The sequence below is a fragment of the Streptomyces sp. NPDC005483 genome (genome assembly GCF_040606035.1).
In the GTDB taxonomy this organism is placed as follows: domain Bacteria; phylum Actinomycetota; class Actinomycetes; order Streptomycetales; family Streptomycetaceae; genus Streptomyces.
In genome coordinates this window covers 506,637-528,792 of sequence record NZ_JBEXEA010000001.1, presented here as the reverse complement: position 1 = coordinate 528,792, position 22,156 = coordinate 506,637, and the positions used below count along the sequence as shown (strand labels likewise).

The 22,156-nt window shown below is 71.4% G+C and carries 22 protein-coding genes and 1 pseudogene; 12 read left to right on the top strand and 11 right to left on the bottom strand.

From position 1 onward, the window contains the following. Position 1: 1 nt before the first annotated feature. On the bottom strand, positions 2-673 hold the full coding sequence (locus ABZT06_RS02385) for a succinate dehydrogenase (protein ID WP_355733573.1): 672 nt from the start codon (positions 671-673) through the stop codon (positions 2-4). A 120-nt stretch (positions 674-793) separates the two neighbouring features. Here ABZT06_RS02385 and ABZT06_RS02380 point away from each other — a divergent pair, with 120 nt between their 5' ends. Then, positions 794-1,681: a LysR substrate-binding domain-containing protein gene (locus tag ABZT06_RS02380; RefSeq protein ID WP_355733570.1), complete on the top strand. Its 888-nt coding sequence runs from the start codon at positions 794-796 to the stop codon at positions 1,679-1,681. A 40-nt stretch (positions 1,682-1,721) separates the two neighbouring features. Then, positions 1,722-2,951 (top strand): PQQ-binding-like beta-propeller repeat protein, encoded by a 1,230-nt coding sequence (locus tag ABZT06_RS02375; RefSeq protein WP_355733567.1) that lies wholly within the window; start codon positions 1,722-1,724, stop codon positions 2,949-2,951. A 14-nt stretch (positions 2,952-2,965) separates the two neighbouring features. Here the strand turns inward: ABZT06_RS02375 and ABZT06_RS02370 are convergent, their stop codons facing one another. The 3 genes from ABZT06_RS02370 to ABZT06_RS02360 all read right to left on the bottom strand — a co-directional run bounded on the left by ABZT06_RS02370 (position 2,966) and on the right by ABZT06_RS02360 (position 7,181). Further along, complete coding sequence (locus tag ABZT06_RS02370) at positions 2,966-5,110, bottom strand: EAL domain-containing protein (protein WP_355733565.1); 2,145 nt, start codon at positions 5,108-5,110, stop codon at positions 2,966-2,968. Further along, a complete protein-coding gene (locus ABZT06_RS02365) occupies positions 5,107-5,928 on the bottom strand; it encodes an SAM-dependent methyltransferase (RefSeq protein ID WP_355733562.1) in 822 nt (273 codons plus the stop codon). Before ABZT06_RS02365 ends, ABZT06_RS02370 begins: the two co-directional genes overlap by 4 nt. A gap of 284 nt (positions 5,929-6,212) precedes the next feature. Continuing rightward, a complete protein-coding gene (locus ABZT06_RS02360; protein WP_355733559.1) occupies positions 6,213-7,181 on the bottom strand; it encodes an SCO0930 family lipoprotein in 969 nt (322 codons plus the stop codon). 767 nt (positions 7,182-7,948) lie between these two features. Between ABZT06_RS02360 and ABZT06_RS02355 the strand changes: the two genes are divergently transcribed. From ABZT06_RS02355 to ABZT06_RS02345, 3 genes are all read left to right on the top strand, one after another. Beyond that, the gene (locus ABZT06_RS02355) at positions 7,949-8,080 is read left to right on the top strand and encodes a hypothetical protein (RefSeq protein ID WP_355733556.1); all 132 of its coding nucleotides are present in this window, start codon (positions 7,949-7,951) and stop codon (positions 8,078-8,080) included. A gap of 21 nt (positions 8,081-8,101) precedes the next feature. Beyond that, positions 8,102-8,866, top strand: coding sequence for a DUF4239 domain-containing protein (locus ABZT06_RS02350; protein WP_355733554.1), 765 nt, complete (start codon positions 8,102-8,104; stop codon positions 8,864-8,866). 199 nt (positions 8,867-9,065) lie between these two features. Continuing rightward, the gene (locus tag ABZT06_RS02345; RefSeq protein WP_355733551.1) at positions 9,066-9,599 is read left to right on the top strand and encodes a hypothetical protein; all 534 of its coding nucleotides are present in this window, start codon (positions 9,066-9,068) and stop codon (positions 9,597-9,599) included. A 79-nt stretch (positions 9,600-9,678) separates the two neighbouring features. On the opposite strand, the gene ABZT06_RS02340 is transcribed toward ABZT06_RS02345, so the two are convergent. Continuing rightward, positions 9,679-10,170, bottom strand: coding sequence for a hypothetical protein (locus tag ABZT06_RS02340; RefSeq protein WP_355733548.1), 492 nt, complete (start codon positions 10,168-10,170; stop codon positions 9,679-9,681). A 333-nt stretch (positions 10,171-10,503) separates the two neighbouring features. Between ABZT06_RS02340 and ABZT06_RS02335 the strand changes: the two genes are divergently transcribed. Then, positions 10,504-11,175 carry a class F sortase gene (locus ABZT06_RS02335; protein ID WP_355733545.1) on the top strand — a complete coding sequence of 224 codons (672 nt, stop codon included), beginning with the start codon at positions 10,504-10,506 and terminating at the stop codon, positions 11,173-11,175. Positions 11,176-11,206: 31 nt separating this feature from the next. On the opposite strand, the gene ABZT06_RS02330 is transcribed toward ABZT06_RS02335, so the two are convergent. After that, the gene (locus tag ABZT06_RS02330) at positions 11,207-12,076 is read right to left on the bottom strand and encodes a polysaccharide deacetylase family protein (protein ID WP_355733542.1); all 870 of its coding nucleotides are present in this window, start codon (positions 12,074-12,076) and stop codon (positions 11,207-11,209) included. Positions 12,077-12,392: 316 nt separating this feature from the next. On the opposite strand from ABZT06_RS02330, the gene ABZT06_RS02325 reads away from it, so the two are divergent. Both ABZT06_RS02325 and ABZT06_RS02320 read left to right on the top strand, forming a co-directional pair. Continuing rightward, complete coding sequence (locus tag ABZT06_RS02325) at positions 12,393-12,854, top strand: universal stress protein (protein ID WP_355733540.1); 462 nt, start codon at positions 12,393-12,395, stop codon at positions 12,852-12,854. An 11-nt stretch (positions 12,855-12,865) separates the two neighbouring features. Next, positions 12,866-13,040 (top strand): annotated as a pseudogene (locus ABZT06_RS02320) (amino acid permease); the annotation flags it as partial. A 7-nt stretch (positions 13,041-13,047) separates the two neighbouring features. Here the strand turns inward: ABZT06_RS02320 and ABZT06_RS02315 are convergent. Beyond that, entirely contained in the window at positions 13,048-13,863 is an 816-nt protein-coding gene (locus ABZT06_RS02315; RefSeq protein WP_355733537.1) for an alpha/beta hydrolase, read from the bottom strand. Between the two features lie 72 nt (positions 13,864-13,935). Between ABZT06_RS02315 and ABZT06_RS02310 the strand changes: the two genes are divergently transcribed. Beyond that, on the top strand, positions 13,936-14,412 hold the full coding sequence (locus ABZT06_RS02310; protein WP_355733534.1) for a MarR family winged helix-turn-helix transcriptional regulator: 477 nt from the start codon (positions 13,936-13,938) through the stop codon (positions 14,410-14,412). Between the two features lies 1 nt (position 14,413). Here ABZT06_RS02310 and ABZT06_RS02305 read toward each other — a convergent pair whose 3' ends face one another. Further along, positions 14,414-15,562: a CapA family protein gene (locus tag ABZT06_RS02305; RefSeq protein ID WP_355733531.1), complete on the bottom strand. Its 1,149-nt coding sequence runs from the start codon at positions 15,560-15,562 to the stop codon at positions 14,414-14,416. A gap of 232 nt (positions 15,563-15,794) precedes the next feature. Between ABZT06_RS02305 and ABZT06_RS02300 the strand changes: the two genes are divergently transcribed. The 3 genes from ABZT06_RS02300 (at position 15,795) to ABZT06_RS02290 (ending at position 17,810) form a co-directional block, all read left to right on the top strand. Continuing rightward, complete coding sequence (locus ABZT06_RS02300; RefSeq protein ID WP_355733528.1) at positions 15,795-16,340, top strand: sigma-70 family RNA polymerase sigma factor; 546 nt, start codon at positions 15,795-15,797, stop codon at positions 16,338-16,340. Between the two features lie 140 nt (positions 16,341-16,480). Beyond that, positions 16,481-16,996, top strand: coding sequence for a hypothetical protein (locus tag ABZT06_RS02295; protein ID WP_355733526.1), 516 nt, complete (start codon positions 16,481-16,483; stop codon positions 16,994-16,996). A 160-nt stretch (positions 16,997-17,156) separates the two neighbouring features. Further along, a complete protein-coding gene (locus tag ABZT06_RS02290) occupies positions 17,157-17,810 on the top strand; it encodes a zf-HC2 domain-containing protein (protein ID WP_355733523.1) in 654 nt (217 codons plus the stop codon). Between the two features lie 12 nt (positions 17,811-17,822). Here ABZT06_RS02290 and ABZT06_RS02285 read toward each other — a convergent pair whose 3' ends face one another. The 3 genes from ABZT06_RS02285 to ABZT06_RS02275 all read right to left on the bottom strand — a co-directional run bounded on the left by ABZT06_RS02285 (position 17,823) and on the right by ABZT06_RS02275 (position 22,064). Beyond that, positions 17,823-18,686 (bottom strand): DNA-formamidopyrimidine glycosylase family protein, encoded by an 864-nt coding sequence (locus ABZT06_RS02285; protein WP_355733520.1) that lies wholly within the window; start codon positions 18,684-18,686, stop codon positions 17,823-17,825. Between the two features lie 61 nt (positions 18,687-18,747). Beyond that, a complete protein-coding gene (locus ABZT06_RS02280; protein ID WP_355733517.1) occupies positions 18,748-20,835 on the bottom strand; it encodes a SpoIIE family protein phosphatase in 2,088 nt (695 codons plus the stop codon). A gap of 62 nt (positions 20,836-20,897) precedes the next feature. Beyond that, on the bottom strand, positions 20,898-22,064 hold the full coding sequence (locus ABZT06_RS02275; RefSeq protein ID WP_355733515.1) for a DUF6777 domain-containing protein: 1,167 nt from the start codon (positions 22,062-22,064) through the stop codon (positions 20,898-20,900). Positions 22,065-22,156: the final 92 nt, after the last annotated feature.

Here is a 22,156-nt window from a genome sequence, read left to right as displayed (position 1 = left end):
TTCAGCTCACCACTCCGGTCATGACGCCCACCGGTACGGCGATGAAGCCGGCCGTGAGCAGCAGTGCGAGGACGTTCGCGACGGCCTTGAGGGCGCGGTCGCGGGTGCGGCTGCCGACGCCGAGGGTCTGCGCGGCGCTCCAGAAGCCGTGCCGGACGTGCAGGCCGAGGGCGAGCATCGCGACGATGTAGATGACGTTGCCGTACCAGGTGGAGAAGGTGTCCACGACGTTCTGGTAGGGGTGGCCCTCCTGGAAGCCGCCGGAGTGCACGGTGCCGGTCGTCAGGTCGAGCAGGTGCCACACGATGAACAGGCCGAGGATGATCCCGCCCCAGCGCATGGTGCGGGTCGCGTAGCTCGCCCGGGGCTTTTTGTGGACGTACTTGCTGGGCCGTGCCCGGATGTCGCGGCGGCTGAGCTGGTAGGCCGAGGTGGCGTGCGCGACGACGGCGAGGACCAGCACGATCCGGATGAGCCAGAGCGTCCACTCGTAGTGCATGAACGGTTCGCCGACCGTGCGCAGCCAGTGCGCGTAGTGGTTGAACTCGCCCGCCCCGAAGAAGATCTTCAGGTTGCCGATCATGTGGACGACCAGGTACAGCAGCATGATCAGACCGCTGACGGCCATCACGGCCTTCTTGCCGACGGAGCTGTCCCACACGGTGCGTGCCATGGACGGCCGTCGGTCCGTCCGCGTTGCCAGAGCCATGGGTCAAGACGCTAGAGCCGGGGAACCCGATCGGTCCAAGACATGGTCCGGCTTGATTCCATAGTGAGCGGCTATCGTACAAGGGTGCAGTTCCAGCAGCTCCAGTACTTCGTGGCGGTAGCCGAGACCCGGCACTTCACCCGCGCCGCCGACCTCGTCCATGTCGCGCAGCCGTCCCTGTCCCAGCAGATCAAGGCGCTGGAGCGGGAGCTCGGGGCCGATCTGTTCCTGCGGGCGCGCGGCAACATCTCCCTCACCGACGCGGGCGAGGCCCTGCTGCCGCTGGCCCGTCGCATCCTGGCCGACGCGGACACGGCCCGGCACGAGGTGCAGGAGCTGGTGCAGCTGCGCAGCGGCCGGGTCCGGCTCGGCGCGACCCCGAGCCTGTGCACCGGTCTGCTGCCGGACGTGCTGCGCGCCTTCCACGACCGCTATCCCGGCATCCGGCTGATGATCGAGGAGGGCGGCTCCCACGATCTCGTACGGCTGCTCGCGCGCGGTGCCCTCGATCTGGCCCTGGTGGTCCTCCCGCTGCCGTCGCCGTCCCCGGCGCTGACGACGGTGGAGCTGTTGCGCGAGGACCTGGTCGTCGTCTCCTCACCGGAGGCGCCGGCCCCGGGTGGCCCGGGCCGCCGTACCGTGCGCGTCGCGGACCTGGAGAGCGAGCCGCTGGTGATGTTCCGGCACGGCTACGACCTGCGCGAACTGACCGTGGCCGCGTGCCGCGCCGAGGGCTTCGAGCCGGACTTCGCGGTGGAGGGCGGGGAGATGGACGCGGTGCTGGGCTTCGTGCGGGCGGGTCTGGGCGTGGCCGTCGTACCGCGCATGGTCGCCACGCGCTCCGGGCGGGGGCTGCGGGTCACCCCGCTCGCCCGGCCCGGCCTGCACCGGACGATCGCGCTGGCCCACCGCAGCGATGTGGCACCGCCGCGGGCCGCACGGGAGTTGCAGCGGATGCTGCTGGAGCACTGAGCGGCCGTAGCATGGGGATTTCTCGCACAGGGGTGGGCGGATGACACGGCGAATCCTGGTGGTCGGCGCGGCGTTGCTGGCGCTCGCGGGGTGTGCGGGGAACACCGCGTCCGGCGGACCGAGCCCGGCGGTCTCCCGGCCGTCCCGCGCCTCCGAGCCGACGGTGGAGACGACCTCGACGACCGTCTCGGGCCCGTGGCGTGCGTGGACGGCGTCCCTCTCCCGCCAGGAGGCCCGCGGCAGTTGCGGCGCTACGGCGCACCAGGTGGTGTGCGCGACCGGCTCCGGCGGATTCGTGGGCCGTTCACGGGCCGACGGCCGTGTCACCTGGACCGTGCCCGCCGACGACCACGGCAAGAGCGCCGGACTGGTCGTCGACGCGGCCGACGAACGGGCCGTGACCGCGATCGCCGGTGTGCTGCGCGCGGCGAACCTGCGGACGGGTGCGCAGGCGTGGACCGACCGGTTGCCCACCAGGAGCGCCTACGCCGTCCTCGGCACCGCGGACGGTGTCGTCTATGCCCTCGACACGCCGGACCCGACGTCACATACCGCTGTCCTGGACGCCGTTCGGGCATCCGACGGCACGCCCCTCTGGCACCGGACCGTCGCCTGGAGCACGGGCGAACCCCTCGCCGCCTTCCGGGGCCGCGTCTACACCGCCGACGGCGCCCGGGTCACCGCCCGCGACGCCCGCACCGGCGCCACGGTGGCGACCAGCCCCCCGGGCGTGGCGTGCCCGCACCTCGTCACCGGCGGCCACTACCTGGTCTGCACCGGCAGCCCGCTCTCCGCCGGGGACACCTTCGCGCGTATGCGGCGCCTGGATCCGGTGACCCTGAGGCCGCTGCCGACGCCGAGGAACACGGTCGACAAGCCCGTACGCGGGGTGATCTCCGACGACGGGGTCCTGGTGCTGTACGAAGCCGGCGCCGAGGACACGAGCGCGGGCAACTGGTTCGCGTACGACCTCGAGAACGACCGCAGACTGTGGAGCACGTACGCCACCGAGGCGGACGCCACCGTGGCCGACGGCCGGTTCGTGACGTTCACCCCCCGCAACGACTTCACGACGCGGAGCCGCGTGATCACGATCGACCTGCACGCCGGTCCGCGGGGGACCGGAACCGCCGCGCCCCGCATGTCCGCGGCGTACTCGCAGACCAGAGGTGGCGAATACCCCGTGTTCGTCGCGCCGGGCGGGGACACGGGCCACGTCGTCGTCCTGGCCCGTACCCACGGTTCCCTGCGCTCACTGCCGCTGCCCTAGCACCGGGGCGGGACTCAGCCCGTCGCGTCCACCAGTGCCAGTTCGTGCAGCCGCTCCGGCGGGCCCGGGCGGGCGTAGTACCAGCCCTGGGCCGTGTCGCAGCCCAGTATCCGCAACTGCTCGGCCTGGGCCCCGGTTTCGACGCCCTCGACCGTCACCGCGAGGTTCAGGCCGTGGGCGAGTGAGACGATCCCCTCGACGATCTTGAGGTCGACGGGGTCGGCGGGGAACTGCTGCATGCTCTGGGTGAAGGAGCGGTCCAGCTTGAGGACGCTGACCGGGAGGCGGCGCAGGTTCGCCAGGTTCGAGTAGCCGGTGCCGAAGTCGTCCAGGGCGATGTCGACGCCCATCTCGGCGAGCCGGCGCAGCGGCTTGAGCAGGTCGTCGTCGGCGCCGATGAGGGCCGACTCCGTGACTTCGAGGCAGAGGGCGTCCGGCTCGACGCCGGTGCGCTCCAGGATGTCCACCGTGTCCTGGACCAGGCCGGGATGGGTGAGCTGGCAGGGCGAGAGGTTGACGTTGATGCGGAGCGGGCCGCCCGCCGCGTCCTTGCCGTACCGTTCTCGCCACTCGCGGGCCTGGCGCACCGACTGCTCCAGGACCCAGCGGCCGAGCGGCACGATCAGCCCGGTGTGCTCGGCGAGCGGGATGAACCGGTCGGGCCCGAGGACGCCGTGCTGCGGGTGCAGCCAGCGCACCAGCGCCTCGGCGCCTCGCACGCTGCCGTCGCCGAGATGCACCAGGGGCTGGTACTCGATGAAGAACTCGCCCCGATCCAGGGCCGCGGGCAACTGCGTGGTGAGCCCGTGCCGGGTGATGGCGCGGGCGTCGGCCTCCGGGTCGGCCAGCTCGAAGCGGTTGCCGCCCGCCGACTTGGCCCGGTACATGGTGATGTCGGCGCTGCGCAGCACCTCCGCGGGGCCCCGCTCCCCCGCCGGGCCCTCGACGATGCCGATGCTGCCGCGCACGGTCAGCTCCCGGCCGTCGATGCGGACCGGGGCGAGCAGCACGTTCATGATGCGCGCCGCGAGGTCGTCGACCTCGCTCTCGGTGTCGGGTCCTGTGGTCAGCGCCACGAACTCGTCACCGCCGAGCCGGGCGACCATCTCACCCGGCGCGGTCGCGCAGGACTGGAGCCGGTCGGCGACCTCGACGAGCAGCCGGTCCCCGGCCGCGTGGCCGAGGCTGTCGTTGATGGTCTTGAAGCCGTCGAGGTCGAGGTAGCACAGGCCGAACCTCTGGCCCTCGCCGGCGCTGAGCGCCTTCTCCAGACGTTCGAAGAACAGGGTGCGGTTGGGCAGCCCGGTGAGCGCGTCGTGCGTGGCCTCGTAGCGCAGCCGGAGGTTGAGCAGCCGGCGCTCGGTGGTGTCCTCCATGAGGGCGAGCTGGTACTGCGGGACGCCGTCGGCGTCGCGCAGCAGGGAGACCGTCAGGTTGGTCCACAGGACCGTGCCGTCCGGGCGGTAGAAGGCCTTTTCGAGGTGGTAGTGCTCGCGCTCGCCGCGGACGAGTTCGTCGTAGAGCGTCCAGGTCTGCGGCGCGTCCTCGGGGTGGGTCCACTCCTGGACCCGGCGGCCGCGCATCGTCTGGTCGGTGATGCCGAACATGCGCAGCAGCGCGCCGTTGACCTGGAGGACGTTGCCGTCCAGGTCGGCGATGCCGATCCCTATGGCCGCGCCCTCGAACACGGCGCGGAACCGTGCCTCGGTCGCGTGCAGCGCCTGTGCCACCACGCCCTGTGCCTTGAGGGCGGCCTGCGCGATGGCCTCCTGCTCGGCCAGTGTCCGCTCGCGCAGCGCCTGCGCGAATCCGGCCGCCATGGCGTGCTGCAGGCGTGCCGACCGGGACCGCAGGTCCTCGCGGTCGCCGTCGCCGCCGCAGTAGAGCACCAGATAGGCGTCGACGCAGTCCAGGGACCGGGTCAGCGCCTCGGGGTCCGTGCAGTGCGCGTCGACGAGGGCGGCGCCGACCGCCCGGCCCTCGTCCGTGTCCACGGTCCTGGCCGCGAGCGCCTGGCTCAAGCGGCGGGCCAGCGGCAGCAGGTGCTTCTCGAACTCCGGCCGGGTCGCGGACGTCGACGTCACCGGGAACACGGCCCGGCTCCAGATCGTCGCGAACCGGCGCAGTCTGTCCTCAGGCCCGTCCGGCTCGGCGATCACGCGGCACGCCCCACGCCGGCGAAGCCCGTGAAGGCCCACGGATCCTCTTCGTCGGGGTCCCAGGTCGCCGACTCGGGCCGCCACCTCGGCGGCGACACCAGTCCCGGTTCCACCATGTCGTACCCCTCGAAGAACCGCGCGATCTCGTCGCGCGAGCGCATGATCAGCGGGTTGCGAATGTCCTTGTACACGTCCACCGCGCCTTCGGCCCGCTCCGGCGGAAGCGGCATGCCCTCGTACGAGGCGTGCGTGAGCACCAGCAGGCTGCCGGGCGCGAGCGCGTCGCGCAGCTCGGCCACCGCTCCGTACGGGTCGTCCGCGTCTTCCACGAAGTGCAGTATGGCAACGAGAAGCAGCGCCACCGGCCGGTTCAGGTCGATCAGACGCTGGACCTCGGGGTTCGCAAGGATCTCCTGGGGCTTACGGAGGTCCGCCGCGACGACGCCCGCGTCCGCGTTGCCCTCCAGGACCGCCTGGCTGTGCGCCACGGCCACCGGGTCGTGGTCGACGTAGACGACCCGGGCGCCGGGGCTGGCGCTCTGGGCGACCTCGTGGACGTTGCCGAAGGTCGGGATGCCGGAACCGATGTCCAGGAACTGGCTGATGCCCTCGTCGGCGGCGAACCGCACCGCCCGCCGCAGGAACGCCCGGTTCGCCTGCATGGTCTTCGGCAGTCCCGGCGCGAACTCCATGGCCCTGCGGGCCGCCTCCCGGTCGGCCTCGAAGTTGTGCGAACCGCCCAGGTAGAAGTCGTAGATACGCGCGACGCTCGGCACCGAGATGTCGATGTTCCGGGGAGCCCAGGCGGGTCGCTCCATGTATCTCTCCAAGGCGTAGGCGATCCGGTGTTCGAGCTGAGGCTACTGATCGCCCGCCAATGGAGCGAGCAGAAACGGAAATTGACCGTCCGTTCCCGGTCACTGCCTGCGGCACGTGCCGCTCGGACCCGGCTGTGGGTTCCCTACGAACCGTAGGCGCCACACTCCGGAGAGTTCCGGAACGGGTGCCGAATCGGGGGGGGTTGCGGGGAATGACGGCAAAACCGGTCCGACCCCTCCGTGCGGCGCGGAGGGGTCGGACCGGTGGATCGGTGAGGCCTGTGTCACTTGTCGGAGACGCCGACCATGTCTCCGTTGGGACGGACGGCGTACCAGGTGCCGCCGACGCCCTGGCCGTTGGTGTCGCCGGGCTGCTTGTCGGCCGCGAAGGTGTAGATGGGCGAGCAGTTGACGGTCTGCTGCTTGACGCCGTCGGAACGGGTGAAGCTCATCAGGCCCTTCTTCTGGACGCCCTTGGTGTCGTTCGACGACACGGGCCCCACGGCCGGCCACTTCTGCAGGCAGGCTCCGAGGCAGTTGGAGACCGGCTCGGGCCACGCCTTGTCCTTGGCGAAGCGGTAGACCGTCATGCCGTTCTTGTCGACGACGATCTCGCCCAGCTTGGGGTCGTTGCGCGTGGACAGCCCGGGCAGGCTGGCGACCGACGCCTTCTTGCCGGTGGGCGCCAGCGCGTACCACTTGCCGCCCACGCCCTGACCGGTCAGATCGCCGGCCTTGGTGTCCTTGGCGTAGCGGTAGGCCGGCCAGCCGCCGATGGTCAGCTGCTTGCTGCCGTCGGCCCGGGTCACCTCACCGAGCAGCGCCTTGTCGATGCCGGCACCGGCCGAGGCGTCGTCCGCGGGCACCGGCGGCCAGGCCGTCGCACAGTCGCCGTTGCAGTTCGACTTCGGCGGCTCGGCGGTGTCCTCGTCGAAGCGGTAGAGGCTGAGACCGGTGGCGTCGGTCAGCACGTCCCCGAGCTCGGGGTTCGCGGACACCTGCAACTTGCCGGCCGAGGCCGACTGGGCTCCCAGGTTCCCCTGGCCGATCGCGGTCGAACTCGCGGTGGGGCTCGGGCTGGTACCGGTCCCGACCCCCGCGCCGACTCCGCCGTAACCGCCCGCAGCCGCCGTGGCTCCGACGTTCTGGCTGCCCACGGACGAGGTGCCGCCTTCCTGGCCGCACGCCGTCGTCAGCGCCAGCACCGCCGCGGCGCTTGCCATGAGTGAGGCGCTCCGCCAGGAGGTCTTCATCGTCAACTCCCCATAATTCAAAAGGGTGTTGCAGCGCCCTGCTGCGCCGCCGCACGACAATGGGTACGCACCGGACCAGGGGTTGTGTTCAACCGTCCCGCAAATTTCTTTCCGGAAGCTGTGACCACACCCGCCTCAGACCGCACAGACGTACGCCTCATCGGACGACGAGCGCCCCAGATTCAAACATCCGGCGATCCTTTATCCCTCCTTCGGAGCAATCTCTTCGCACCCGCGCGTGTGGCGGCGTGCCAGGCCTCATGATCTCCGTCGTGCATCGACCCGAATCACCCCAATCCGGCACCGCCATACGTGTGTTGGCCCTGCTCACCCTGACGTGGGCGCTCATCGGTCCCACGGCCGGGGTGGCCGAGGCGGATGCCTGCGCCTACGCCTCGGTCGGTCCCGACGGTGCCGAGGTGGTTGCGGTCGCCGGGAACCTCACGTGGCCCACTCCCCCGCCCTGCCCGAAACCGACGCCCACGCCCACCCCGACCCCCACTCCCCCAGAGCCCCCTTGCACTCCGACGCCCTCTCCCGACCCCACGCCGAAGCCGCCTCCGACCCGGAAGCCGCCGAAGCCCAGGCCCACCCCGACGCCGGAGCCGCCACCTCCCCCGCCTCCGCCGCCCGCACCGGCACCGCAGCCGGCGCCACCGCGGGCACGGCCGGCACCGCCCCCCGCGCCCGCCCCGACGCCGACCCCCACCCCGCCCCCGACACGGACGCCGCCGCCCAGGCCGGCCCCGGGCCCTTCCGCGGCCCCGGTGACCTACCCGGTCTACCACCACGCGAAGGCGCCCGAGCGCCCCAGGCACAGCACGACCTCGCCCGTGATCTACGTCCTGCTCATCACCGCGCCCGCGGTGGTCGCCGTGGCCGCCCTGCGGCCCCGCTAGTGCCGATCCTGGAGGCATCCCTTGCCGGAATGGCTTGTTCTCATCCTCGCGATGCTGGCTGCGTGCGCGGTGGTGGTCATCATCACGCTCATCCGCCACAAGGCGGCACCCGTGGACGAGGATCCCAGCGAGACCCCGGACGTCATCGAGTACATGACGATGTGGATCGGGGTGGTGTACGCCATCGTCCTGGGTCTGGCCATCGCGGGCGTGTGGGAGGCGCGCAGCGCCGCCCAGGACCACGTGCAGACGGAGGCCCAGGCGCTGCACGAGATCTCGGAGCGGGTCCAGGTCTATCCGCCCGGCGTCCGTGACCGCATTCGGGCCGATGTCAACGCCTATGTCGGACACGTCGTCACCACCGAGTGGAAGGAGATGGCGGACCACCGCCGGATGACCGAGCGCGGCACCGAGCTCCTCGACCGGATCCGCACGGACGTCACCTCCTACGAGCCGAAGACCGACTTCGAGGCCCAGGCCTACCAGCCGCTCGTCGACCAGGTGGCCGCCGTGGACCAGGCCCGCAACGCCCGGGCGGACTCGGTCGAGCCCACCATGCCCGGGGTCGTCTGGTTCGGCCTGCTGGGCGGCGCCGTCGTCACCATCGGGATGGTCTTCGCACTGCAGATCCGGCGTACGACACGCGAACTGATCCTGGCCGGCCTGTTCTCCGCGCTGATCGCCTTCCTGCTCTTCCTGATCTGGGACTTCGACGCCCCCTACAGCCGGGGCATCACGGCGTCGGCGGAGCCGTTCCTCGCTCTCTTCCCGGGCATCGAGGGCTGACCCCTCCTCACCACGGCTGCCGCCGGGGGACGTACGACACGCCGTCGGCGTCCCCTGAGCGGCCCACACGCATGCCCCATTCGGAGCGACAGCGATCGCGCAGACGTACACACGTTCCTAGCGTTTCGGTCATCGAGGTGCATTTCTGACGTAGGCGGAAAAGATCCGCAGCTGCTCCTCGGGGACCGGAGGAACCACCATGCGCGCGATACGCGTCGCTTCGGCCGCACTGCTGGGCGTGACCGCCCTGGCCTTCTCCGCACCGGCCGCCGTGGCGACGGGCGACACCACCATCACGCCCTTCGGCTTCAGCGTCCTGCCCTCGACCATCGCCGCGGGCGGACAGGTGGCGCTGCTGCTGGAACGCAACCACGGGGGCTGCAAGGGCCCCGCGACCGTCACCTCGGCGGTGTTCGACACCGTCACCATCCCGTCGCACAAGAGCTACGCCACCACCGGGGTCGACCGGGACGCCAAACCCGGTGCGGTCTACCAGGTGACGTTCACCTGCGACGGCGTGAGCGGTTCCACGGGCCTGGCCATCGCGGGCGGCCGACCGGTCGGTCCCACACCGGTGCCGCTCAACCCCGGCCGCGGTGTGCACGCCGGTGCGGGCGGCAGCATCGCCGGGTTCGACGCCGAGACGCTCGGCATGGGCGCCCTGCTGATCGTGGGCTCGATCGGGGCGGCGTATTACTTCTCCCGTCGCCGCGCTGGTGACGACGGCGCCTGACGGCTCTTCCGGGCGCGCAGACCTCCGCCCCGGTTCCTCTCGGAGCCCGGGGCGGAGAGCTTCTCCGAAGGGGTGGAGATCAGATGTGGCTCTCGGACCGCCTGCGCATCCAGAACACGCCACCGCCGATGACGGCCAGCGCCACCAGACCGCCGCCGATGGCCATGTCGGTCGGGGTGGCCCCGGTGGAGGTGCTGCCGCCCAGACCGCCGCGGACACCGCCGATGACGGTGAAGGCCGTCGGGTTGATCACGGTGCCGTTGCCGCAGACCACGCTGATGCTGTGCGACCCCGTGGCCGCGTTCCGGTTGACGGTGGCGCGTCCCGTCGCCAGGTTGTTCGTCCCGGTCGTCAGCCGGATCGTCCGGAACGCGTCCGAGCTCGCGGTGGCGTTGCCGGTGCAGTTGTTGACGGTGATGGTCAGTTGGCCGCCCCGGGCGATGACGTTGGGAAGGGCGACGACATTGCTCGGGCTCAGGTTCATGCCGTCCCGCGCGACGGCCGCCGGGGCGGCGAGTCCGAGCACGGCGACCGCGGCGCCGGCGGCCGCCAGGGCACGAGTAGTACGCATGTGAATCCTCCGCGGGAGACGCCCCGGGAACGGTCCCCGGTGGATCGGCGAGAAAACGCCTCCCAGAAAGACCCTCAGACGCCGTGCGCGGACCCGCATTTCGAGAATGGTCCGTCCTGGTGAGTGGACACGCCGAGCGCAAAGCACACAATCGGATATCTCCGCAGGTCACGGACCGTCAGAAAATTCCTGTTCACGGCAACTCGGATGGCGCACCACCCGCGTTCGGGGGCCACCCGTTCGCCGCTGACCCGTCGCCGGTTCCGTGCGCGGGACTTAGCGTTCTCGTATGCGCGAATGACGCGGCGACGGCCGCGTCGAGAGGGGAAGTCAATGTCTGCGTCCGAGCTGGCCGATCTGGCCGAAGAAGAGGAGCAGCGGAAGAAGCGCGCTCCCTGGGGCGTGATAGCGCTTGTTCTGCTGACCGGTCTCGCGCTCATTCGGAACGGTTCGGGGGAGTTCGACGTCGGGCCGCCGCAGCCCGCGTCGGCGGCCGCGGCGGACAGCCGCGTGCACGGCACCGCCTTCGGCACCGCCCCCGCTCCCCTGCCGTTCGCCGCGCCCGACCGGGTCTCCATCCCCGCGATCCGGGTCGACGCGCCGGTGACGCCGGTCGGCCTGGACCCGGACGGCTGGGTCGGCGCGCCGCCACCGGAGGACCCGAACCTGGCCGGCTGGTTCACCGGCGCGGTGTCCCCCGGCGAAAAGGGCACCGCGGTCGTCGTCGGCCATGTCGACAACAAACAGGGCCCCGCCGTGTTCTACGGACTCGGGGCCCTGAAGAAGGGAAATCGCGTCGAGATCAGGCGCAAGGACGGAAAGACAGCGATTTTCGAGATCTACGGCATCGAGGTCTTCGAGAAGAGCAATTTCCCCGGCGACCGTGTCTACGGCTCCAAGGGAACCCCCGAATTGCGGGTCATCACCTGTGGAGGCGGTTTCTCCAAGCAGAACGGCTACGCGGGCAATGTCGTGGCCTTCGCCCGCCTGGTCGAGGTCCGCTGAGCGGTCCCCGACCGGGCGGGCGTCATTCCGGCTATACGTATCGCCGTAGCGGGACGGTGATGTGATAGCCGGAATCGATGAGGTGCGGCAGATAGTCGCGCAGCGCCCGGACACTCTGGGAGCGGTCGCCCCCGGCGTCGTGCGAGAGCACCACGACGCCCGGGGCGGCGCCGTTCTCCACCGCGCCGACGATGCGGCGGGTGCCCGGGGTGGTCCAGTCGAGGGTGTCGACGGTCCAGGCGAGGGGGTCCATGCCGAGTTCGGCGCCGAGCTGGAACGCGGCGCGGTTCCAGGCCCCGTAGGGAGCGCGGAACCATTGGGGACGCTCGCCGTAGGCGTCCTCGATGACGTCCGAGGTGCGTTCCATCTCGGAGTGGATGCGGGAGCGGCTGAGCCGGGTGAGCAGCGGGTGGGACCATGTGTGGTTGCCGACGACGTGTCCCTCGTCGGCCATCCGGGCCAGCAGGTCCTGGTTGTCGACCGCCATCTCCCCGCACACGAAGAACATCGCGCGGACGTCGTACTCGGCCAGGGTGTCCAGGATGTGCGGGGTGTATCGGGGGTCGGGTCCGTCGTCGAAGGTCAGCACCATGGTCCGGCCGCGTCCGGACACCTTCAGAAACGGCTCGTGGCGCACGAGGGTCTTCCTGGGGGCGGGGGGCGGCGGGCCGTATCCGGTCAGGGGCTGGAGGCGGTAGGCCGAGGGCTTGACCGCGCGACGGGCCGGGGGGCCGGCGGCGGGGAGCGCCGGCCGGACCGGCTCCTCGCCCGTGAGGGCCGCGAGCACTCCGGCCGTGCCGGCGGCCCCGATCGCGGCGGCGCCCGCCAGCAGGGCCCGGCGCCGCGTGAGCGCCGCCGCCGCCTTCGACGACAGCCGTGTGAGCAACTGATCCTTCGTCATGACTCATCAGTCGCCCGGCGGACGGCCGACGCACCTCAACAACACCGGTGCGGCGGCACGAATCCACCCGGCCGGCCCAGCGAGGACACTCCGAGCCGCATGGCGGAACGTCAGGACGACGTTCCACGGGGCCGATCGGCTTCGGGCCCGGCCTCGTCCCCTCCGTCGAGGCCGGGCGCCGAGGGCGGCGGCGGGCTCCGGTGGCTGCCCGTCGCGGCCCGCCCTTCGGGTGCCCCGTTTCCGAAAAGCTTGCGCACTCATGTCGGCGGGGTCCCGAATGCCGCCCGGACCTGCGGCTTCCGATAGCCTCACAGCCGTGACGGAACAGCATGCGCACCAGTTCGAGCGGGGCACGGACGGGCCCAAGGTCATCGTCGTCGGCGTGGACGGCTCCGACTCCTCGCTCCGCGCCGCGGCATACGCCGGAGGTCTGGCCCGGCGGCAGCACGCCCTGCTCGCCGTGGTGTACGTCCAGCCGGTGCTCGCCTCGGGCGCCGCGCTCGGCGCTCCGGTCGCCGAGACCACGGACGAGATCGCCGAGGACCTGGTCGCCCAGATCCGGCACGCCACCGAGCAGAACAAGGGGATATTCGACGTGCGCTGGGAGTTCCACACCTTCCGCGGCGACCCCTACAGCGGGCTGACGAAGGCGGCGGACGAGCTCAAGGCCGACGCGGTGGTCGTCGGCGCCTCGGAGCAGGCCGGCCACCGCATCGTCGGTTCCGTCGCGGTGCGGCTGGTCAAGGCGGGCCGGTGGCCGGTGACCGTGGTGCCGTAGCGGGCCGCCCTTTCGTGCTCGGGGTGAGACGGGTGTGGTCCTCGATGTCCCGGGCCGGGCTGCTGCCGCGGTGGTTGACGACGACGCACCCGGCGCGGCACGTGTCCACGCGCGTGACGCGGCCCGTCGGCCGCCGTCGCCGGGTTCTTGCCGGTCGGCGGGGCGGCCGAACCGACCGGCATCGGGCGCGGCGTCAGAGCGAGCGCAGGAAGTCCAGCACGATCGCGTTGAACTCCTCGGGCTTCTCCAGGTTCGGGTAGTGCGAGGTCCCCTCCACCAGTACCGAGCGGCCGTTCTGCGCGGTGCCGGCGTAGCGTTCGGCGTCGGCGAGCAGGTCCGGTGAGTCGAGCGTGCCGTTGACGGTGAGCACCGGGACGTCGATCTTCGGGACGCGGGCCCAGGTGTCGGTCATGGGTACGTGCCAGTTCCGTTCGCCCGGTGCGTGCTTGGCGACGGTGTGCAGGGCCATCTCGCGCAGGTGGTCCAGGATGCGCGGGTCGACCTCGTCGGACGAGCGGAACGGGCCGCCGGCGATCCCGAGGAACACCTTCAGCCAGCCGTCGATGTCGCCCGAGTACAGGGTCCGCTGGGATTCGGCCACGACCTGCCGGGACACCTCGTGGGTGTGCTCGAAGTCGCTGACGGAGGCTCCGCTCAGGACGATCCCCCGGACCAGTTCCGGATACTCGATCGCCGTGTCACCGGCGATGGCTCCCCCCATGCAGACGCCGACCAGGGCCGCGGGCCCCGCGTCGAGGTGGCGCAGCAGTGCGGCGAGGTCGTCGGCCCAGCGGAAGGGCTGGGTGGCGTTGGCGGTCCAGCCGTGGCCGCGGGCATCCACGGCGATGACGCGGTGGTCGGCGGCGAGGACAGGTATCTGCGCCTCGAAGAGGCGGTGGTCGACGTAGCCGGAGTGCAGCAGGACCACGGGGTCCCCGGTGCCGATGTCGAGGTAGGCGATGTCCCCGTCGGCAGATGCGAAGAAGCTCAGTTCCGAAGCAGCTGTCATGACAACCAAGGTGTCATGTTCGTGGAGTTTTGACAACTGGGTTGTCATGATGAACCGGTGCATGATGAACAGGTGAACGACATCGACGAGCCACTGCCACCCGACGATCTCGGCCACCGGGTCAGCGAGGTGTTCGACCTGGTCGGCGCGCTCTACCGGCGCGGCCTGCGCAAACTGGAGCAGGACGAGGCGGCCGGCGGGGTGTCCGTCGGTGTGCGGTCCGTCCTCGTCCTGCTGCACCGATACGGACCCATGACGGTCCCTCAGATGGCCCGGCTCATGGCGCTGACGCGGCAGTTCGTGCAGCGCATGACCAATGACGCGATGGACCGGGGCTGGGCGCAGGCCACGCCCAACCCCGCCCACCAGCGGTCCTCGCTGATCCGGATCACGGACGAGGGCGTGGCCCTCATCACCGCGATCCTCGCGCGCGAGCACGCCCTGAACCGGCAGGTCGGCGGCGGCGAGCTGACCGAGGCCGAACTGCGGGCGTGCGTGCGCGTGCTGAAGGAGATGCTGCGGACCTTCGACCACGTGGACGTGGACTGACCTACCGCCCCATCGTGAGCCCGTCCTTCGCCGCGCCCCGGCTGAGCACCACCTCCCGGATCCGGTCGCGGACGCCCTGGACGTCGGCGCCCTGCGCGATCGCCTGATTGAGGTTCACCACCCGGCCGGCGTCCACGTCGAACATCTGGGGCACGAACTCCGCCTTCGCGACCCGCCACCGCCCACCCGGCCGGGCGGGCGGGGCGAACGTGAAGCGGCCGAGGGTGGACTGGTTTCCGCGCGGGTCCTGGGCGCCCTCGTTGTTGGACATCTCACCGGCGATCTGGTCGCCCATGCCGTAGATCACCCAGGTGCCGTTGACCTTCTCGTACGCCTGCGGGACATGGGCGTGGGTGCCGAGGATCAGGTCGACGTCGGGACGGCCGCCGGTGCGGGCGGCGGTCAGGTCGCGAGCCAGGGCCAGTTGCTGCTCGTCGGGTGCGTCCTGCCATTCGGTGCCCCAGTGCAGCGATACGACGACCACGTCGGCGCCCGCCTTCCGGGCGGCCCGCGCGTCCGCCAGGATCTTGTTCTCGTCCATCAGGTTCACCGCCCAGGGCTGCCCCTGGGGCATCGGGAACCCGTTGGTGTCGTAGGTGTAGGCGAGGTGGGCGACCTTCGCCTGCCCCGCGCGCAGGACGGTGACCGTGCGCGCCTCGCCCTCGGTACGGGCCGATCCGGTGTGCCGTACGCCCGCTCGGTCCAGGGCGTCGAGCGTACGGCGGATTCCGTCGGCGCCGTCGTCGAGGCTGTGGTTGGAGGCGGTGGAGCAGCCGTCGTAACCGGTGGCGGCGAGCCCCTGGGCCACCTCGGGCGGGGACTTGAAGGTCGGGTAGCCGGTGTAGTCGCCGTTGGCGCCGTAGACGGTCTCCATGTGACACAGCGCCAGATCGGCACGGGAGACGACGGATCGGACACCGGCCAGCATCGGCCGGAAGTCGTAGCCACCTCCGCCCGCGTCGAAGCGGGCCCGGTCGATGATCGAACTGTGCGGCAGGACGTCACCGGAGGCGACGAGCGTGAAACCGCGCGGTGCGGCGGCGGACGGGGCCGGATGCCCGGGTGTCGCGTGGTCGTGCGCCTGGCAGGCCGCTCCTCCGGCGAGCAGGGCCGTGAGGGCCAGGGCAATCTGCCGTCTGCGTGCAATCATCAGCTCACCCCACTGAGGTCATATTTACTGACGAATAGGTATGAGCTTGTCCGTGTCCGCAAACGGCCCGGACGACTACTTGACCCGTCCGGGGCGGAGGGGAGGCGGAAAGCACGCGAAAGGAACGCGGAAGCAACCGTTCACCGAACCGTTCGTCGACGCGATCGACCGTCCGCCGCAGATCCTTGTGCGTGCCCTGTCCCCCGGCCCCGCATTGAGGTGCCATACGGCCATGACGGCCGGATCCACCCTCACGAACGGGACGACCGCCGAGCACGAGCTCGCCGCACTGCAGCGGGAGCACGGCCGGCCTCTCTTCGCGCTCCTGCTCCGGCTCAGTGACGGCGACCGGCAACGCGCCGAGGACCTGGTGCAGGAGACCCTCGTGCGCGCCTGGCAGCATCCCGAGGCCCTGCGCGCCGACGACTTCGAGTCCGTACGGCCTTGGCTGCTGACGGTGGGACGGCGGCTCGCGATCGACGCGCGGCGGGCCCGGCAGGCGCGTCCCGCCGAGGTCGGCGACGCGGTGCTGGAGAACGCCCGGGTGTGCGCCGATCACGCCGAACGGGCGGCCGCCACCCTCGACGTACGCGAGGCTGTGAAGACTCTCACTCCGGAGCACCGTGAAGTCCTGGTGCTGGTGTATTTCCAGGGGGCGAGTGTGGCGGAGGCCGCCGAGATCCTGGGGATTCCGCCCGGTACCGTGAAGTCCCGCGCGTACTACGCGCTGCGCGCCCTGCGCCGGGTGCTTCCGGGATACGCGGCCGACCTGCGGTGAAACCGAAGGAAAAGTCAAACCTCCGTAAAGCGCCTTGCTGAAGACCCCTGTTGAGTAATCGGCTGTCTTCATCCGTGTTCCGGATGGGGGCCTGGCGCGGGGTCGGGCGACGCGCACGCACCGGAGGAAGGCAGGAAGGGATGCTGCACAGAGGTCAAGAGAGCACGGACGGGGCCGGCGGCGGGGAACTCGACGTCCCCATGGCCTGGTTGTACGCCGAGTACATCGCCGACGAGCTGCTGCGTTCCGGCGATCTGATGCCGCCGACGTCCTTCGAGTTCCGCGCCGGACGGGACGCCCTGGCGCTCACCGTCTTCCTCGCCGACACCGAGGGAGAGCTCTCCGGCATCCAGGTCGTCTCGCAGCTGGAGAACTGGCTGTCACTGACGGCGTACGACCAGCCGTGGCAGGACTGGGTGTGCGAGCGGATGGCCGCGCTGACCACCGAGGCGGTCGCCACCGGCGAGCCCGCCGCGGACCTCGAACTGGCGGCCGCAGCCTGGCGCTGGCTCGAGGAGACGGAGCTGCTCGCCCCCGATCTGAACGCCGTGCCGGGCGGCGGGGCGGGGATCGGTGAGGACGAGGGGCCGAAGGTGTGGACACCGGCGTGGCAGCTCGGTCTGCCCCTCGGGCACCTCGCCATCCACCTGTTCTAGCCCTTCTGGATTACTTTCGATCCGGACCAATCCGCGGGACCGACCGCTCCGAATCCCTTGGTCACGATTCTGCGCATGCCTTGAGTGATTCGGCGGGCTGGTGCGTACCGGTGGGAGCAAGGAGTAACCCCACCCACACTCAACGGCACGAGGTTTCCGCATGAGGTCCTTGGAGAGGCATCGCGACGTCGGCGCGTACGCGCTCGGCGTGCTGGACGAGGCGGAGGCCTTCCGCTTCGAGGACCACCTCATGGAGTGCCCCCAGTGCGCGGCACACGTGACCGAGTTCGGTCCTGTGACCCGTCAGATGATGCTGTACCGCCGGGCGACCCCGCGGGTCGTCCACCCGATGGCCCAGCCCGGCCCCCAGCTCCTGAACCGCCTCCTCGGCGAGGTCGCGACCCGCCACCGGGCACGGCGCAGGCGGCTGCTGTACGCGGTGGCCGCGTCGGTGGTCCTGACCGTGGGCGGTTCCGCGCTCGCGATGACGACGGGCGGCGACGCGGCGGGGACCACCAGCATCGAGGCGACCGACGCCCGGTCCGGCGTGTGGGCCCAGGTCACCACCGAGGACGAGGACTGGGGCACCCAGGTGGAGCTCAAGGTGAAGGACGAGTCCGGTCCCCGCGCCTGTCACCTGGTCGCGATCAGTCAGGACGGCAAGGAGGAGACCGTCACCGGCTGGAACGCCACCGGGCACGCGACCGGCGACAACACCATGATGGGCAGCTCCACCTTCCACGCCGACCAGATCGACCACTACGAGGTCAGGACGTCGGGCGGGGAGCACCTGGTGACGCTGGATCCCGGCTGACGACGGACGCGGTCACTTCAGCAGTCGCGACAGCCTCCGGTCCGCCAGCAGCTTGCCACCCGTCTGGCAGGTGGGGCAGTACTGGAGGGAGGAGTCGCTGAAGGAGACCTCCCGGATGGTGTCGCCGCAGACCGGGCAGGGATCGCCGGTGCGGCCGTGGACACGCAGGCCGGACTTCTTCTCCGACTTCAGGCGTCCTGCCGCCACCCCTCTCGACCGTTCCACCGCCTCGGTGAGGGTCGTGCGCAGCGCCCGGTAGAGGTTGTCGGTCTCCTCGGGGGTCAGGGAAGCCGCCAGTTTGAACGGGGACATTCTCGCCGCGTGCAGGATCTCGTCGCTGTAGGCGTTGCCCACGCCGGCGATGAGGGTCTGGTCGCGCAGGGCGCCCTTCAGCTGTCGGCGTTCGTCCTTCAGGAGGGCGGCGAGACTCGCCCCGTCGAAGTCGTCGGCCAGGGGGTCCGGGCCCAGGCGGGCGATGCCGGGGACCTGCTGGGGGTCGGCCACCACGTACACCGCGAGGCGCTTCTGCGTCCCCGCCTCCGTGAGGTCGAAGCCGGCGCCGGTCTCCAACGCCACCCGGAGGGCGAGGGGGCCCTTGCCGGGACGGGGCGGGCCGTCGGGCAGGCGGTCCTTCCAGTGCAGCCAGCCCGCGCGGGCCAGGTGGGTGACGAGATGCGGGCCGCCGTCCGTCTCCAGGTCGAGGAACTTGCCGTGGCGGTGCACGGCGACCACCTCACGGCCCTCGACGGCGGTGAGCGGGGGGTCGTACGTCTTCAGGACGCTGATGGCCACCGGCAGCACGCGCACCATCTCGTGGCCGACCAGGTTCTCGGTGAGGAAGTCCTTGAGCGCTTCCACCTCGGGCAGTTCCGGCATAGGTCCAGAGTGCCACCCGGGACCGTTGTGGTCAGGTCCGTTGTGGTCAAATCCGCTGTGGTCAGGTCCGCTCCCCCACGACGAACTCGCACCACACACACTTCCCGCCGCCCCGCGCCTCCACGCCCCACACGTCGCTCAGCAGGTCGACCAGGAGCAGGCCCCGGCCCGAGACCCCCGACTCGCCCGCCTCCCGGCGGCGCGGCAGGGCGCTGGAGGAGTCCTCGACCTCGACGCGCATCCGCCGGTCGGAGCGGGTCATGACGCGCAGGGTGACGATCGCGGAGCCCTCGGTGTGCATCAGGGCGTTGGTGATCAGCTCGTCGGCGACCAGCTCGATCTCGTCGGAGCGCTCCCGCGCGCCCCAGGCGCCGACCGCGGCCCGGATCATGTGGCGGGCCTCGGTGAGGGCCTCGGGGTCCCCGGGCGCCACGTGCTGCTGGAGGCGGCCGCCGGACTGCGGGGCGTCCAGACCGCGGCGGCGCAGCAGGAGCAGTGCCACGTCGTCGTCGCCGCCGCGTTCCTCGGCCACGTCGATGAGCCGGTCGGCGAGCTCCCACACATCGGGGGGACCCGCGGCGATGAGGTGCGTGAGGGTCTGCATGCCGTCGTCGAGGTCGGCGCCCGGCTCTTCGACCAGCCCGTCGGTGCACAGCAGCAGGGTGCCCCCGGGGTCGAGCTCGAGGGTGGTGACGGGATATTCGAGCTGCCCGAACTCGGCGGACAGTCCGAGCGGCAGCCCCCCGTCGACGGTCACCCGGCGGCAGCTGCCGTCGGCGTGCCGGACCAGGGGGTCGATGTGGCCGGCGCGGACGACCTGGACGACTCCGGTGGCCAGGTCGGCCTCGGCGTACAGGCAGGTCGCGAAGCGGTCGGTGTCGAGCTCGTGGAGGAAGACGGAGGCCCGGGCCATCACCGTGGCCGGGGTGTGGCCCTCGGCGGCGTAGGCCCGCAGCACGATCCGCAGCTGGCCCATGACGGCGGCGGCGTGGGTGTCGTGGCCCTGGACGTCGCCGATGACGGCACCGACGCGGCCGCCGGGCAGCGGGATCAGGTCGTACCAGTCGCCGCCGATGTCCCGGGCCAGCGCCCCCTCGCCGCTGGCGGCCCGGTAGCGCACGGCGACGTCGGCGCCGGGGACGCTCGGGATGGTGCGCGGCAGCATGGCCTGCTGGAGGCCGGTGGCGAGGTCCTTCTCCTGCTCGTAGAGCATGGCCCGCTGAAGGCTCTGGGCGATGCTGCTGCCGAGGGCGATGAGGACGTTGCGGTCCTCGGGGGTGAAGCCGTACCGGTCGCTGTACAGCAGGCCCATGGCGCCGATCGGGCGGGCCTCGGCGATCAGCGGGAGGTAGGCGGCGGAGGTGATCTTGAGGCCGGTGATGTGCGGCCACAGGATCGGGTAGCGGTCCGCGAACTCCTCCGGCGACTCGATGAACCGCGGGCTGAGCGTGCGCACGGCCTCGCTCATCGGGTACGGCTCGTCGATGCGGGTGATGTCGGTGCCGGGCACGAAGCTGCCCGCGGGGCCCTCGGCGATCAGCCGGATGCGGCCCGCCTCGACCAGTCCCATGACCAGGCTGGTGGCGCCGAGGTGGGTGAGGCCGTGAGTGTCCTTGAGGACGTCGATGACGTCCTGGACGGTCCGGGCGTGGGCGAGGGCGGCCGTGGTGAGCTGGACGACGTTGGTCTGCCGGCGCCGGGCCTCGTCCTGCGCGGCCTGCTCCTTGCTGGCCTCCAGCTCGTCGACCTCCTGGGTGGCGTCGCGGAGGATGCCGATGATCCGGCGCGGGCGTCCCGTCTCGTCGCGCCGGATGTAGCCCTGGGTGTGGGTCCAGCGCAGGCTGCCGTCGCGGCAGCGCAGCCGGAAGTAGGTGCCGTAGTTCTCGCTGCCGTCCTTGATGGCCTGGGCGACCAGGGCGTCCAGGCGGTGCGCCTCGACCCTCGGGATCCGGACGCCGAGGCTCATCGGGTTCCCGTCGTATTCGTCGGGGCGCAGGTCGAAGACCTCGTGGGCCTGGGCGTCCATGTGGAACAGACCGGTGTCCAGATCCCAGTCGAAGCTGCCCATGCGGTTGAGCGCCAGGATCGGGTCCGGGCGGGCGGGCCAGTCGTCCGGGAGTGACAGGGCGCTCGCTCCCCGATCAACCATGCAGCCACCTTGCCAGTATTTGTCCGATTCTTCGACCGGGAGGACGGTGCTTTCTGCGGCTGTCAGGCGCCGAAGACATCGGTGGGGCTGTCGAACACGGTGTCCCCACCGGTCGACTCAGGCGGTGCGTCGGGGATCAGCCCGCCGCCGTCGGGGAGATCGGGCGTGTCCGGGACGGTCTGGGGGCCGATCCCGGTCTCGGGGTCCGCGGGGACGGTCGTACGGGGGCCGCCCGGTGGGACCACGGGGGTCCCGGGCCGCGTCGGGGGCGGCGGGGTGGCGGGGACAGTGGGCGTGGGACAGCCGGCGTACGGCTCCTCGGTGGCGGTGGCGGTGGGCATGACGCCGACGGTCGGGGCCGGCGTAGGGGTGGGGGTGGGGGCCGGGGTCATGCAGTCGGGCGCGGGGCTCTTCGGCGCGAGGGGCGTGCCGTCGCCCGGTGAAGCCGTGGGGGCGGGCACGGAGGCCGGCGGTTCCGGCTTCGGCGGGGGTACGACATGGTCGTGCCGGCAGTCGTGGTCGATCCGGCGTTCGATCCAGGCGTGGTGGGCGAGGTCGATGATCGTGATGTCGGTCATGACCTGCTCGCTGGGGGTCACCACGACCACCTGGTCGGGGCGGTATGCGGACCACGGCTGCCCACCCACGACCGCGCCGCCGCGCATCGCCACCGGCGGCGTCAAAGGGTTGCCGCAGGCGCAGCGGACGCGCGGGACGCCCCGGTCGTCGACGAGGACCGCGGTGCCCGCCTGGAGGACGGACTGGTGGCCGATCGCCCGGCCGCCGCGGTACACGTGGTCGGTGATCCGGGTGTCGGCGCGCAGGACGACCGGGGCGAGTCCGCGCAGGTACGCCGGGACCGAGGCCGGGGAGACGCCCGCGACCTGCGCGAACGCGCTCGTCCTCGACCGGTCGGCGGCCAGGTCGTCGATCTGCCGTTCGACGTCGCAGCCGGCGACGCGCTCGATGCCGCCGTAGAGGCCGGGCGTCCCGCCGGAGACGGTCCGTGGGGCGGTCGAGTCGCGCTGGGGCGTTCGGGTGACAGGCGGCGACATGGTCGCCGTGGAGCGGGTGAAGGGGTCCGCCCCCTGGGCGGCCGCCGGCTGCAGAAGGAGTTCACCCTTCGCCGCGGCGGCGTGGTCGCCACCGCCGTCGACCCCGCGTCCGGCGACGAGGAGTGCCGCCGCGAGCGCGCAGGCCGTGACGAGGGTTCTGGTGGGTGTCGGCACCGCGTTCTCCCGTCCATCCCGGGCAGTTCGTCACTATTGTCTGTTTCGCTCGCTCGGGTTACGCAAGCGGAGGGGAGGTACACGGAGGGTCA

Coding starts and splice junctions, on each gene's coding strand:
- ABZT06_RS02385 (WP_355733573.1), bottom strand. CDS start 673: ATGGCACGCACCGTGTGGGACAGCTCCGTCGGCAAGAAGGCCGTGATG.
- ABZT06_RS02375 (WP_355733567.1), top strand. CDS start 1,722: ATGACACGGCGAATCCTGGTGGTCGGCGCGGCGTTGCTGGCGCTCGCG.
- ABZT06_RS02365 (WP_355733562.1), bottom strand. CDS start 5,928: ATGGAGCGACCCGCCTGGGCTCCCCGGAACATCGACATCTCGGTGCCG.
- ABZT06_RS02360 (WP_355733559.1), bottom strand. CDS start 7,181: ATGAAGACCTCCTGGCGGAGCGCCTCACTCATGGCAAGCGCCGCGGCG.
- ABZT06_RS02345 (WP_355733551.1), top strand. CDS start 9,066: ATGCGCGCGATACGCGTCGCTTCGGCCGCACTGCTGGGCGTGACCGCC.
- ABZT06_RS02340 (WP_355733548.1), bottom strand. CDS start 10,170: ATGCGTACTACTCGTGCCCTGGCGGCCGCCGGCGCCGCGGTCGCCGTG.
- ABZT06_RS02335 (WP_355733545.1), top strand. CDS start 10,504: ATGTCTGCGTCCGAGCTGGCCGATCTGGCCGAAGAAGAGGAGCAGCGG.
- ABZT06_RS02330 (WP_355733542.1), bottom strand. CDS start 12,076: ATGACGAAGGATCAGTTGCTCACACGGCTGTCGTCGAAGGCGGCGGCG.
- ABZT06_RS02315 (WP_355733537.1), bottom strand. CDS start 13,863: ATGACAGCTGCTTCGGAACTGAGCTTCTTCGCATCTGCCGACGGGGAC.
- ABZT06_RS02305 (WP_355733531.1), bottom strand. CDS start 15,562: ATGATTGCACGCAGACGGCAGATTGCCCTGGCCCTCACGGCCCTGCTC.
- ABZT06_RS02300 (WP_355733528.1), top strand. CDS start 15,795: ATGACGGCCGGATCCACCCTCACGAACGGGACGACCGCCGAGCACGAG.
- ABZT06_RS02295 (WP_355733526.1), top strand. CDS start 16,481: ATGCTGCACAGAGGTCAAGAGAGCACGGACGGGGCCGGCGGCGGGGAA.
- ABZT06_RS02290 (WP_355733523.1), top strand. CDS start 17,157: ATGAGGTCCTTGGAGAGGCATCGCGACGTCGGCGCGTACGCGCTCGGC.
- ABZT06_RS02285 (WP_355733520.1), bottom strand. CDS start 18,686: ATGCCGGAACTGCCCGAGGTGGAAGCGCTCAAGGACTTCCTCACCGAG.
- ABZT06_RS02280 (WP_355733517.1), bottom strand. CDS start 20,835: ATGGTTGATCGGGGAGCGAGCGCCCTGTCACTCCCGGACGACTGGCCC.